This is a genomic window from Halpernia humi, from assembly GCF_900108025.1.
Classification (GTDB): Bacteria; Bacteroidota; Bacteroidia; order Flavobacteriales; family Weeksellaceae; genus Halpernia; species Halpernia humi.
Genome location: NZ_FNUS01000005.1, coordinates 50,523 through 62,674, shown reverse-complemented (window position 1 = coordinate 62,674; position 12,152 = coordinate 50,523). Strand labels below are relative to the sequence as shown.

Annotated in this window: 13 protein-coding genes; 9 read left to right on the top strand and 4 right to left on the bottom strand. The window is 32.7% G+C overall.

The window, feature by feature from the left end:
• The first annotated feature begins 16 nt into the window (after window positions 1-16).
• The 4 genes from C4S29_RS10270 (at window position 17) to C4S29_RS10255 (ending at window position 3,492) form a co-directional block, all read left to right on the top strand.
• Complete coding sequence (locus C4S29_RS10270; RefSeq protein ID WP_103914002.1) at window positions 17-451, top strand: NADPH-dependent FMN reductase family protein; 435 nt, start codon at window positions 17-19, stop codon at window positions 449-451.
• A gap of 147 nt (window positions 452-598) precedes the next feature.
• Complete coding sequence (locus C4S29_RS10265; protein ID WP_146063307.1) at window positions 599-1,582, top strand: hypothetical protein; 984 nt, start codon at window positions 599-601, stop codon at window positions 1,580-1,582.
• A 38-nt stretch (window positions 1,583-1,620) separates the two neighbouring features.
• Window positions 1,621-2,943: a formylglycine-generating enzyme family protein gene (locus C4S29_RS10260; protein ID WP_103914000.1), complete on the top strand. Its 1,323-nt coding sequence runs from the start codon at window positions 1,621-1,623 to the stop codon at window positions 2,941-2,943.
• Window positions 2,944-3,027: 84 nt separating this feature from the next.
• Window positions 3,028-3,492: a hypothetical protein gene (locus tag C4S29_RS10255; RefSeq protein ID WP_146063306.1), complete on the top strand. Its 465-nt coding sequence runs from the start codon at window positions 3,028-3,030 to the stop codon at window positions 3,490-3,492.
• 11 nt (window positions 3,493-3,503) lie between these two features.
• Here C4S29_RS10255 and C4S29_RS10250 read toward each other — a convergent pair whose 3' ends face one another.
• Window positions 3,504-4,055 carry a hypothetical protein gene (locus C4S29_RS10250; protein WP_103913998.1) on the bottom strand — a complete coding sequence of 184 codons (552 nt, stop codon included), beginning with the start codon at window positions 4,053-4,055 and terminating at the stop codon, window positions 3,504-3,506.
• Window positions 4,056-4,320: 265 nt separating this feature from the next.
• On the opposite strand from C4S29_RS10250, the gene C4S29_RS10245 reads away from it, so the two are divergent.
• Window positions 4,321-4,842, top strand: a complete 522-nt coding sequence (locus tag C4S29_RS10245; protein ID WP_103913997.1) for an SOUL family heme-binding protein — start codon at window positions 4,321-4,323, stop codon at window positions 4,840-4,842.
• A 193-nt stretch (window positions 4,843-5,035) separates the two neighbouring features.
• Here C4S29_RS10245 and C4S29_RS10240 read toward each other — a convergent pair whose 3' ends face one another.
• On the bottom strand, window positions 5,036-5,470 hold the full coding sequence (locus tag C4S29_RS10240; RefSeq protein ID WP_103913996.1) for a cold shock domain-containing protein: 435 nt from the start codon (window positions 5,468-5,470) through the stop codon (window positions 5,036-5,038).
• 260 nt (window positions 5,471-5,730) lie between these two features.
• Between C4S29_RS10240 and C4S29_RS10235 the strand changes: the two genes are divergently transcribed.
• Window positions 5,731-6,003, top strand: coding sequence for an aldo/keto reductase (locus C4S29_RS10235; RefSeq protein WP_103913995.1), 273 nt, complete (start codon window positions 5,731-5,733; stop codon window positions 6,001-6,003).
• Between the two features lie 24 nt (window positions 6,004-6,027).
• Complete coding sequence (locus tag C4S29_RS10230) at window positions 6,028-6,885, top strand: NAD(P)-dependent oxidoreductase (RefSeq protein WP_103913994.1); 858 nt, start codon at window positions 6,028-6,030, stop codon at window positions 6,883-6,885.
• Between the two features lie 220 nt (window positions 6,886-7,105).
• Here the strand turns inward: C4S29_RS10230 and C4S29_RS10225 are convergent, their stop codons facing one another.
• Window positions 7,106-7,603, bottom strand: a complete 498-nt coding sequence (locus C4S29_RS10225; protein ID WP_146063305.1) for a c-type cytochrome — start codon at window positions 7,601-7,603, stop codon at window positions 7,106-7,108.
• A gap of 197 nt (window positions 7,604-7,800) precedes the next feature.
• Window positions 7,801-8,640, bottom strand: coding sequence for an alpha/beta fold hydrolase (locus C4S29_RS10220; RefSeq protein WP_103913993.1), 840 nt, complete (start codon window positions 8,638-8,640; stop codon window positions 7,801-7,803).
• A 424-nt stretch (window positions 8,641-9,064) separates the two neighbouring features.
• Here C4S29_RS10220 and polA point away from each other — a divergent pair, with 424 nt between their 5' ends.
• Both polA and C4S29_RS10210 read left to right on the top strand, forming a co-directional pair.
• Window positions 9,065-11,881 (top strand): DNA polymerase I, encoded by a 2,817-nt coding sequence (gene polA / locus C4S29_RS10215; RefSeq protein WP_103913992.1) that lies wholly within the window; start codon window positions 9,065-9,067, stop codon window positions 11,879-11,881.
• 30 nt (window positions 11,882-11,911) lie between these two features.
• Entirely contained in the window at window positions 11,912-12,145 is a 234-nt protein-coding gene (locus C4S29_RS10210; RefSeq protein WP_103913991.1) for a hypothetical protein, read from the top strand.
• The last annotated feature ends 7 nt before the right edge of the window (window positions 12,146-12,152 follow it).

Below are 12,152 nucleotides of genomic sequence, written 5' to 3'. Positions count from 1 at the left end.
ATACAAATAAAAGCCCATGAAAACAAAAATAACAAAACTAGCAAGTGTCTTATTTTTAATAATCTTTTGCTTGAATTTTAATACAACAAAAGCACAATTACCTTGTACAGATAAAGGTTATTTCTATATCACAGGTACTGATTCATTTCATAAAACTGTTGTGGTGAGTAATATTATAAAAGGAGACATTTTTTGGTGTAACTCAGATGGCAAAAAAATGCTACCAGACAACCCTAAAATGCAATTGTTTATTGATGCCATAAAAGCAAAAAACCCCGAGTTACAAACCATTAATGTCATAATTCCAGATAACTCAGGATATAATACTTTTAATGGTACAAAACTTTCAAATGACTATGAATCTATTAAAAAAGTATATGATTTAATGATTAAAAATATCAAACCCTACACCTTAATTAAAGTAGTTTTAAAAGATGAAGACTTCGAATAATAAAGAAATTAAGTTATGGTCAAAATAATTCTTAATTATATTTGAATTATCAATTTAAAGTAGAAAAACTATAAATTATTTATAAAAAATCTAAAACAATATCCTTTCAAATAAACTAAAAAATATTAACTAAAAAACAAGCTTTTTATGAAAAAAATATATTCCACCTTAGTTTTTATCAACCTTTGTTTGCTAATGTCATTTGCTCAAAAAACAAATGTAAGTAACAATGGCTTAAAAGAAACAGTAAACTTAATCAACAAAAAAATAGCTTGTTGTAGCAAAAATATGACGTCAAAAATATCGGTATCCGATCAAGGTATATTAAAGCAAATTGGAGGTTCGAACCTGAAAATAGATTTAAGAAAAAAGATTAAAAGTGATACCAATCCAAAATCACTAGTTGGTTTTTACAGCTGGGATTACATTAAGCAATCTCCCACAGATTACCAAATTATTTGCATTAGCAAACAAAATGAGAATGGAAAAAAAGTCTTGGCATTTAGTGCATTCAAAAATGAAACAGATGCTAAAGAGATTTTAAAATGGCTTAATGAATTAAAAAATAGTGATGCTTTTATTGCAACAATGCAAGGTGGTTTTGAAGATACGGGGGACAATTCGCTTTTTGATTATATAGCAGATCAAGCAAATAAAAAGAAAAAAAATAAAGATATAGAAGATCTTTTAAATGCGGAATTAGAGAAGCAAATTGCTTCTGATAAGAAAAAAGAAAGAAGTGTAGCACAAAAATTTAAAATAGATGAGAATGGTATTTTAAGTTTTGCGATAAAAGAATTATATCCAAATAATTGTTATCCTTCAAATTCAGATTGTAAAGTGAAAGGCATTTATTCAATTCAAAAACAAGAAGTTGCACTAAAAAATTTGAAGTCAATCGGTAAAGACTATTCTGTTCATTTCTATACTTTTGGTGAGGACGATGTCACATCTACAACTACAGACTTTAGCAATGATGGTACCTTGCTGGAAAAAAGTGAACCCTATTTATCATCAGAATTTGCAACTTTTATTTCCTTAAATGACAATAAAGCCTTTGGTAAAAAATTAGTAGAACTTTTAAAAGATGCAGGCTATAAAATCGAAATGCTAGCTTGGTATCCTAATTAATACAGATTAAATACTGTAAAAATTTAAAACAAATCAACATGAAAAATTTTATCACATTTATCTTCTGCTTTTTTGCTTTTAGTTTAAATTTAAAAGCACAAACAACAAAAATAGATTTCTACGATGATTTTTCTGATGGCAGCAAAATAAAATGGGCCAATGTACCCACAGGAAACGAGCTTTACTACAAAGAAAGCGGCCGCTATATTATTGAATATAAACAAGGCAAAGGAGGATGGGCAGTTATAAGAACTTTCAAAAAAATCCAGTGGTATGATTTAAATGTAGAACTTACCGTAAATGTGTTAGAAGGAAATAGTCCTGGTATTGGCGTTGGCTTCGTACTGGGAAATTTTGCAACCGATGGTATTTCTTATCGTTTTGTGATACAACCCGATGGCACTTATGCTTTTGGCTATTTTAAAGATAATGCAGTAAAATATATTATTCCATTCACAGCTTCAAAAAATATTTTAAAAGGCAATAATGTAGATAATAAATTAAAAATAAAGATACAAAACAAGAAAGCTTTTCTCTACATCAATTATCAATTGGTAAATACAGTAACCCTTCCAGAACCAATTACAGGTGAACAAATTGCTTTGTATTCGGGCAAAGGTCAACGGGCTGCTTTTGATAATATGCGTGTAGAAGGCTATCAAATAAAAGAAGCGGTTGCAGAAAACAATTTGCAACAAGCCACTTATCCCGAAATGGTAACCGTAGAAGGTGGCACATTTACTATGGGCGATGAACACGGAGATGGCGACGAATATAGCGACGAACATGAGAAACCCACCCACCAAGTAACGCTAAAAACCTTTAAAATAGCCAAAACCGAAACCACGGTAGCCCAATGGAAAGTGTTTTGCAACGCCACAGGCCGCAGCATGCCCGAAGAACCATCTTGGGGCTGGGATGACAGCCACCCGATTGTAAACGTATCTTGGCAAGATGCTGTAGCCTATTGCAACTGGCTATCCGAAAAAATGGATGCCGACTACCGATTGCCCACCGAAGCCGAATGGGAATTTGCAGCTCGTGGAGGCAATAAAAGCAAAGGCTATGAATACAGCGGCAGTAATGATTTGGTTGAAGTCGGCGAGTTTGACATTGATGGTAGTGGAGGATACAATACAATTACGGTAGCAATAAATAAACCAAACGAACTAGGCATTTACGATATGAGTGGCAACGTATGGGAATGGTGTAACGATTGGTCGGGTTCTTATCGCGCCACTGCACAAACCAACCCTAGAGGTGCAACAAACGGAGTTCGCCGTATTGTGCGTGGCGGCAGCGCGTTTAGCTCGTATATAGCCTGCCCGTGTTGCCTTTCGAAGCAGCTTCGACCCCTCTAAACACAGCCAGGATATCGGTTTTCGGGTGGCACTTTCCCAGTAAACAGTTTTATGTTTAAAAAATTGATAAATTAAAAATTTAATATGAAAAATGTACATTCAATTTCAGTTTTATTGTTTTCGCTTTTTATAAGCACAAGCTGTCACTTTCAGAAAGGGGAATCCAATGAAAACAATTCCTCCACCAATCAGCTTAGTCTGTCAATGAATAACAAAATGCTTCAAGCAGATACCGTAAAACTCAGTATTTCGAATGGCTCGTTGTCGCCAGATTTTCAATATTATCAGGAATATATACTGACAGCAAACGAAGCAATTTTTAAAAATCAAAAAGGGGAAAATCCTGAGGTAACAACTCGCAAAAAAATGGATAAAGATTTTTGGGAAAATATTCGAACCTTCTCACCCGACAAAAATAATAGTGATAACACACCGCATCCAGATGGCGCAGAAGAAGTTTTTTTAGATTTTATAATCAAAAAAAAGACCTACAGTTTTCCTGAAAAGTCTATGGAAGATAAAATTGAAAAAATCAGAAATTATTTTTAATTAAATAAAATTTAATCTACTTTCTCAAAAAGATAGAGTTTGCCGCCAGAAAAAGCATAAGATTGCATCAGATTTCCTTCTAAAACCATGGTTTTATTCGTAACATCAATAATGGAAATATAATTGCTGGTATTGATTTTAAGGTAATTTTCCTTCTCTTTTGTTAAAGGGTTTTTGCCAAAATTATATTTGTATTTCACCCAATCTTCATCTTCTGATTGGCAATGGATGGGTTTAAATTTCTCACGGTTAGATTTGAATTCTATCACTTCAAAACCTTCGCTGCAACTGCTTTTAAAGTTATTTTCAGGATTAGAATCTTGTGAAAATTGTGCATAAGTACCATTATAAACTCCCACCACTTTCCAAGTTCCGTCAATTCGGTCTTCATTGATTTTGCCATCGGCTTTTTTCACTGCCCAACCGACGCCTTTCACAGTTCCTTTCACAGCTGAATAGCCAATTTTTGCAGTCGTCGTGACAATTTTTGTCGCAGTAGAAACGATGCAAGAAGTCAACAAAAAGCCAATAAAAAGTGCAAGACTGATTTTTAATAGTTTCATCACAATAAATAATTAATTATACTGCAATTTACATTTAATTCTAATTTATAAACTTCAAATAAATAAATAAATTCTTCTATCATATTGAGAGTTTGTCTATATAAAAACTTAAATTTCTGCGCTTTTCATTGCTTTTTACAAATTTAGAAGTTTGGCAAGTTAGTTGCCAACATATTTACCTGTAAATTCCTATCAAATGAAAATCGCTTTTATATCAATCTCACTAATAATTGTTATCATATTAATTTTTCAAATTTATTTTATCATGGCAAAAACGGAAACACAAAACTATAAAGTCATTAAAAAAGAAAAAGATTTTGAAATTCGGCATTATCCGCCAGCAATGATGGCTACAATTGTTATGGATGCAAAATCTTACAAAGAATTATCTTCGCCAGGTTTTAGAAAATTGGCCTCGTTTATATTTGGAGGAAACCAGTCAGAAAAAAAAATAGCAATGACGACGCCCGTTCACATGGATATCAACAATTCCCAATCCTCAATGAGTTTTGTGATGCCTTCTGAATATTCCAAAGATAATCTGCCAAAGCCAAATAATAAAGACATAAAAATTGAGTCTAGCCCTGAAGAATTCGTCGCAGCGATACAGTTTAGTGGCTACGCAAATGATGCTCAAATTAAAAAATATTCAACGAAATTAGAAAATGCCTTAAAACAAAATAACATCGAATATTATGGTAATTTTCGGTTTTTGGCATACAATGCACCGTATCAGTTTTTGAATAGAAAAAATGAAATTATTGTAAGTGTCCGTTGGGAACAATGATTTTTATAAGTTTAAATTCGATTGTTTAACAATTTTAGATATCAATAGGAATGGGCTTTAGCCCATTTTTTTTTGAAATCCTGTGTGTGCTTTAGCCAAAATATAAACTCAGTTTTTGCTAATTTTAACTAAAAAAATTGCTTCAGAATGAAATATTAAAGTAAAAAAACTCCATTCGGAGTTTTTTATTTAGTTATTTTTCTACTTTTATATTTACTGCCACAAGGCCTTTGGGTGATTTTTCTACCTCGTAAGACACTTTATTTCCTTTTTTCACCATTTCTGTGCAGTTGTTGGTGTGAAAGAAGATGGTATCTTGGCTGTTGCCTTGGGTAATAAAACCGTAGCCTTTTTCGCTTAAAAATGTGATTACTCCAGATTTTACCGGATCTTCTGCCTCAATCGGCGCAGCACCTAAACGAATAGAATTGATATCTATATCAGTATTTTTACTTTTATCAGGTGGCGTGCTTGTTAATTGGCCGTATGCATCTACATACATAATCATATCACTAAGGTCCTTACCTTTATCGTTGCTTTCTTTGCGCTCCTCACGACGCATCGCTTTTTCTTTTTGCTTTTGAATTTTTTTCTTAAAGTTTTCTTTTTTTGAGAAAGATTCTGCCATAAATTTTTTTAATTTTTAAATTATTTCAAAAGGTACGAAATTAAATAACGTTATCCTAAAAATTAATCATAATTTCATTTTTTACTTCTTATAAACATTAAAACTAGAATTTGGTCAATTTTTTGATACTGAAGAAAATCTCAGAAAGCTTTGTGATACTAACAAATCTATAGGAAATTTAAAATTTAATTTAAAATGGCATTTAGAAAACTAGGAAACAGCGATTTAGAACTATCTGTAATTACTTTTGGTGCTTGGAAATGAAAGCATTATTTATGAATGCCAATGCGCTGGTTTACCGCAGTTCCAAGCAGATTTTATTAAAAAAAAACCATGGGCTTTTAGATAAAATTAAACCAATTGTAGAGCAACATCAGGCGAGTTTAAGCCAATTGGTTTTAAGATGGACGATTGAGCGGCAGGAAATTAAGATTTCTTTAGCAGGCGCAAGAAATGCGCAAAAATCTACTCAAAATGCTAAAGAAATAGATTTAAAACTAAACAAGGAAGAATTGCAAAGCATCGATGAATGAGTTAATAATTTTAAATAAATTAAAATGAATCAAGAAAAAATAGGATTTATCGGCCTTGGAAATATGGGACATCCAATGGCGAAAAATTTAGAAAATGCAGGATTTAAACTTTTTGTGTATAATCGAACTTCTGAAAAGACAGCGGATTTTAAAGAAAAATCAAAGGTTTGTAATTCTATAGCAGAACTTGTCGAAAATACGGATATTATTTTTACAATGTTAACAAACGATAATGCTGTTAAAGAAGTTTATGACTTTATTTTAAAGGAAAATATTTCCGGAAAATTATTTGTAGATATGAGCACGATTTCTCCCCAGCAAAGTGCCTCTGTAAGCCAACTTATTAGTGCAAATAATGCATCTTTTATTGATGCGCCGGTCGCTGGAAGTACTAAACCTGCCGCAGAAGGAACTTTAATTATAATGGCTGGTGGTAGCGAAGAAGATGTGGAAAGAGCGAAACCTTACCTTCAAAAATTAGGAACCAAAATCAAACATTTAGGTGGAAATGGAAAGGGGATTGCCGCAAAACTGTCAATCAACTATTTTATTTCAGCTTTATACCAAAGTTTAGGAGAAACCGTTTTGCTTTCAGACAAACTCGGAATCGAGAGAAAAGATATGTTAGAAATCATCAATGAAAGTGCAAGTGGAAGTGGTGCAACCAAACTTAAAACTTCTAGTTTAATTGAGGATAATTACCCGGCCGCATTTGGGCTCGATTTAATGCTGAAAGATGTTCTTTTGGCTGTCAAGGCAGGCGCAGATTTTCCGCTTTCTAAGGTTTTGGCAGATTCTTATCAATCGGCAAGTGATGCCGGTTTTGGTCAGGATGATGTGATGAGTGTCATTAAATACATAGAAAATTTTCAATCGAAATAGAAAGTTAATTTTATCTCAATTTTACCCAAATTTTTAAATAGAAATCTAGTGATAATTTATTTTTAAACTTAATTAAAAAAGAAAAGTGGAAAGATAATTTATAAGAATTACTAACCTAAATCCGATTATTTTATAATTTTAAATTAAAATAGGCTTTAGACAAAACTAAATTAAGTTTGTACTAAAACCTATTCAAAGTTTATTTTTATTCTAAAAAATATTATCTATGATCCCTTTTTCTTTCAGGCATTAGTTTTGGAATCATTTTGCTTACGTCTTGCAAATATTCGGTTGGGTTTTTCTGGCCTCGGTGGCACGTGATGCAATAAACCATTGTAACTTGTTTAGGTTTTGGATCTGGTGCGTGTGGCAAAAAGTATTTAGAATTAATGTCATCCGTCATTTCAAGCATTCCTCGGGCAATTAATTTGCTTTTTTTTGCGTCTGATGCAAAATCTAATTTTTGCGGATCGTCTGCTCTTGCGGCGTGGCAATAGGCGCAATTTACACCTAGAGAATTACTGAACGTTTTCATCACAAAATGCAAACTATCTTCCGAAATGTTTTGCGGCAAAACCTTCAAATTTTTCCATTCGCTTTGCGTTTCCTTTACGGGTTTATAGAGTTTTGTGGAATTGGTCGTGAAGATAATCACAATACCAATAATTGCTAAAAATCCCATAGAGGAGAGGATGGCTTTAAGTTTGGAAGTTTTCATAGACTTTGTTTTATGTTATTTTGATTACGAAATTAGAAATTTATTTTTTGATATATTAATTTATTTAAATTTTTTTCAAGATTAAATTTTATCTAGCCCTTTTCAAATTATTAATTTAACCTATTGCGCTTTCCCCGATTTTGAAAAATTTTGAAAATTTATACAAATGCAAAATGGGCTAATTAATACTATTTTTATTATCTCATCCGATCCAAGCCTTCAATTTTCCGATAAGGTTTTATAAAAAAATCGTTCACGGTTTGGTTAAAAATATCTTTGTAGAAAATGGGCGTAGAATGGCCACTATTCGGCAAAATCCATAAATAAGATTTTGGGATTGAGTTTGCAATCAGCATTGTGTGTTCTGTGCGAATCACGTCGTGATCGCCACCAATTACCAAAACGGGACATTCAATTTTTTGTAAATCTTTCACAGAAATATGCGGTTCTTTTGCCAATAAATGAAATAGTTTTCGTTCCGTTTTCAATTCTGGTGTAATTGGCAATTTATTAATAGAATCATTAAGAGATTTTGCCCATTTATAAATATAAGGATCAACGGCAGAGTCATCCGGAACAAGATTTGCGCCAGTTACGGCTAATTTTTTCACTTTTTCAGGATGCCGAATGGCGAGTAATAAACCGTTAATTCCGCCATCACTCCAGCCAATTACGTCACAAGATTTTATTTTTAAATGTTCTAAAAGTCCGTTCAAATCATCGGCCATCATTTCATAACTTAAAGAATCACTTGGGTCGATTGATTTCCCTTGTGCGCGACTATCTGCAAGTATAACTTTATAATTTTTAGAAAAATAAGGAATTTGATTTTTGAAATCTTTTATACTTCCGCCATTTCCATGAATTATTAAAAGTGGTTCTCCGCTGCCATAAGTTTCATAATACATTTTAAAACCTCGATTATCAAAGTAGTTTCCCGCTTTTGCATTATCACCATATTGAACTTTGCTTGGCGTTTGTGCTTTAAAATTCAGCCCGCAAAATAGTAGGCTAATTAGTATAAAAATAGTTTTCATGGTTTTTATTTATTAATATTTTCTGTATGTCTGTCATTCATCATAAATGTTTTTATTTTTTAAGGCCTTTGCTAAGTGAAATCAAAGATTTGACGCAGTCAAACGCCTTTATCAATGTTTTTATAATAGTTTTAGAGGAAGTGATGAATCTTCGATTTGCGACCTTAAATACATGATTTAGACAGAGAATAAATAGAAATCTTTGCGTTCTTCCGTTAAAAATTAGCATTATGATTGAAAGCGGACATCCAAATTATTAAAATTCAAAATACATAGTAAAGTTAAATGAAATTCTACAGAAATTTAGAGAATTTTTAAAAAAAAATATTTTTTCTTGTTAAAAGAAAAATGAAACTTGCAAAGAAGAAAAGCGAAACTTATAAACACCCGCTAAAATCTCACTTCTAATTTCTATCTTTGTCTTATGACAGAATCTACCGACAAAAGACTTTATTTAATAGATGCTTACGCGATGATTTTTCGCGGCTATTACGCACTTATTCGCAGCCCAAGACTGACGAGCAAAGGAATGGATACTTCCGCAATTTTTGGTTTTGCCAATTCTTTAATTGAATTAATTCGCCGAGAAAAACCAGGTCATCTTGCTGTAGTTTTCGACGTTGGTGAAGCCACAGTTAGAACCGCAGATTTTGCAGAATACAAAGCCAACAGAAGCGAAACACCAGAAGCAATAAAAATCGCTGTTCCATATATTCATAAAATTTTAGAAGCCATGCACATCCCAAGTTTAGGCGTTGCAGGTTACGAAGCAGATGACGTGATCGGAACAATTGCTTGCAAAGCAGAAAAAATGGGTTACGAAGTTTTTATGGTAACTCCAGATAAAGATTTTGCGCAATTGGTGACAGAAAATATCAAAATTTACAAGCCAAGTATGAAAGGCAGTGAAATTGAAATTTTGGGCATAGAAGAAGTAAAAGCAAAATTTGAAATTGATGATCCTAAACAAGTCATAGATTATCTCGCCATGATGGGCGATTCCGTAGATAACATTCCAGGTTTAGAAGGCGTTGGCGAAAAAACGGCGAAAAAATTTCTAAAAGAATACGGAAGTATAGAAAATTTGTTAAAAAATACGCACGAACTTACAGGAAAATTAAAAGAAAAAGTAGAGAATTCTGCAGAACGAGGGATTTTATCTAAAAAATTAGCCACCATTTTATGCGATGCGCCAATTGATTTTAACTATGAAGATTACACTTTAGACGAACCCGATTTTGAAAAAGCAAAAATTATTTTCGAAGAAATAGAGTTCCGTCGTTTATACGAAAATCTTTATCGCGCATTCAAAGAATCACCAGAAACCGAAGCCCCAAAATCTGCCGATAAAACTGAAAAATCCACGCAACCTTTTACGGGACAATTAGATTTATTTGCCAATTTTGAAGAATTGAACGAAGCCACTTCCACAAAATCTACTTTAGCAGAAAAAGATAATTTATACCAAATAATTTCTGGCCCGAAAGCGCAATATTATTTAGTCAAAAATTTATTAAATCAAAAAGCCGTTGCTTTTGAAATTTTGACCACAAATGATGATGCGATGATTGCAGAATTAATTGCCATCAGTTTTTCCTACAAAAATGGTTTGGCATATTACATTCCAATCTCAGAAAATAGGGAAGAAGCGGTAGAAACTTTAGAAGTTTTTCGACCATTTTTCGAGAAAGAAGATATTTTGAAAATTTCCCACGATTTAAAATTTGATTATAAAGTTTTAAAAAATTATGGTTTTGATTTAAAAGGCAACTTTTTCGACACCATGATTGCACATTATTTGCTAAATCCGGACGGAAGACACGGCATGGATTATTTGGCGGAAATGTTTCTAAACTATAAACCTGTATCACTGGAATCTCTCATTGGTAAAGGAAAAAGCCAAAGCAATTTCCGAGATTTAGACATTAAAACACAAACAGATTTTGGTGCTGAAAATGCGGATATTACGTTTCAATTGTATCAATTATTCGAGCCACAATTAAAAATAGAAAAACTAGAAAACATTTTTTACGAAATAGAAATTCCTTTGCTAAAAGTGCTTGCAAAAATGGAATTAGAAGGAATTTCTTTAGATGAAAATTGGCTAGCCAAAGAAAGTAAAGATTTAGAAAATGATTTAAAAAATCTTGAAACCGAAATTTTCAGCCTTTCTGGAGAAGAATTTAATATGAATTCCCCAAAGCAATTAGGCGAAGTTTTGTTTGATAAAATGAAACTCGACCCGAAAGCCAAAAAAACAAAAACCGGACAATATGCAACCGGCGAAGATATTTTGCAAAAATTATCGCACGATAATGAAATAATCAAACATATTTTAGAATACAGAACCTACCAAAAACTGAAATCTACTTACGTTGATGCGTTGCCAAATCAAATTGATAAAAATGACAACCGTGTTCACACCACTTTTGCGCAAACGGTTGCAGCAACAGGAAGGCTTTCAAGTATAAATCCTAACCTTCAAAATATTCCAATTAGAACTTTGCGTGGACAACAAATTCGCGGCGCTTTTGTTTCTGCCGAAGGAAAAAAAATAATTTCTGCCGATTATTCTCAAATAGAATTGCGCTTAATTGCCGAGATTTCTGGCGAAAAAGAAATGATGAAAGCCTTCCAAAACAACGAAGATATTCACGCTTCTACAGCCGCAAAATTATTTAATATTCCTTTAAATGAAGTAACGAAATTGCAACGTTCACAAGCAAAAACCGTCAATTTTGGAATTATTTACGGCGTTTCTGCTTTCGGTTTGAGCGAACAAACCGGACTTTCTCGCGCGGAAAGCAAAGCCATGATTGAAGCCTATTTTGAAACATATCCGCAACTTAAAGAGTACATGAAAAAGCAGGTAGAAAAAGCGCGAGAAGATGGTTTTGTAGAAACACTTTTGGGAAGAAGACGCCATTTAAAAGATATAAATTCTGGGAATTTTGTGGTAAAAGGTCACGCCGAAAGAAATGCTGTAAATGCCCCAATACAAGGAAGTGCAGCAGATATTATCAAAATTGCGATGATCAACATCGATAAAAAATTCACAGAAAAAAATCTAAAAACCAAAATGCTTTTGCAAGTTCATGATGAATTGGTTTTTGAAGCACCAGACGATGAGGTTGAAACTGCTAAAGAAATCATCAAAAATGAAATGGAAAGCGCCGTGAAAACTGAAGTGCCACTTTTAGTGGAAGTTGGCGTGGGAAATAATTGGTTAGAAGCACATTAAAATTGTTATATTTGTTTTAAAATTTACAGGATGGAAATAGATATCAACATCAGAAAAATAGATTTAGCCAAAAGAATATTAAATCTAAAAGATGAATTTCTGTTAGAAAATTTAGAATTATTTTTAAATAAAGCAAATTCAGAACAAAAAATAATTCCTCTTACCCACAAAGAATATGTGGCAAGAATTGAGCAATCTGAAAAGGATTTCGAAAATGAAGACTTCTACACCACAGAAGAATTGTTGAAAGAATTGGACTTATGAAATTGCA

Excerpts from the sequence above, each read along its gene's own strand:
- C4S29_RS10240 (WP_103913996.1), bottom strand. The coding sequence starts at position 5,470 with ATGGCAGAATCTTTCTCAAAAAAAGAAAACTTTAAGAAAAAAATTCAA.
- C4S29_RS10255 (WP_146063306.1), top strand. The coding sequence starts at position 3,028 with ATGAAAAATGTACATTCAATTTCAGTTTTATTGTTTTCGCTTTTTATA.
- C4S29_RS10245 (WP_103913997.1), top strand. The coding sequence starts at position 4,321 with ATGGCAAAAACGGAAACACAAAACTATAAAGTCATTAAAAAAGAAAAA.
- C4S29_RS10250 (WP_103913998.1), bottom strand. The coding sequence starts at position 4,055 with ATGAAACTATTAAAAATCAGTCTTGCACTTTTTATTGGCTTTTTGTTG.
- C4S29_RS10260 (WP_103914000.1), top strand. The coding sequence starts at position 1,621 with ATGAAAAATTTTATCACATTTATCTTCTGCTTTTTTGCTTTTAGTTTA.
- C4S29_RS10225 (WP_146063305.1), bottom strand. The coding sequence starts at position 7,603 with ATGAAAACTTCCAAACTTAAAGCCATCCTCTCCTCTATGGGATTTTTA.
- C4S29_RS10230 (WP_103913994.1), top strand. The coding sequence starts at position 6,028 with ATGAATCAAGAAAAAATAGGATTTATCGGCCTTGGAAATATGGGACAT.
- C4S29_RS10270 (WP_103914002.1), top strand. The coding sequence starts at position 17 with ATGAAAACAAAAATAACAAAACTAGCAAGTGTCTTATTTTTAATAATC.
- polA (WP_103913992.1), top strand. The coding sequence starts at position 9,065 with ATGACAGAATCTACCGACAAAAGACTTTATTTAATAGATGCTTACGCG.
- C4S29_RS10265 (WP_146063307.1), top strand. The coding sequence starts at position 599 with ATGAAAAAAATATATTCCACCTTAGTTTTTATCAACCTTTGTTTGCTA.
- C4S29_RS10235 (WP_103913995.1), top strand. The coding sequence starts at position 5,731 with ATGAAAGCATTATTTATGAATGCCAATGCGCTGGTTTACCGCAGTTCC.
- C4S29_RS10220 (WP_103913993.1), bottom strand. The coding sequence starts at position 8,640 with ATGAAAACTATTTTTATACTAATTAGCCTACTATTTTGCGGGCTGAAT.
- C4S29_RS10210 (WP_103913991.1), top strand. The coding sequence starts at position 11,912 with ATGGAAATAGATATCAACATCAGAAAAATAGATTTAGCCAAAAGAATA.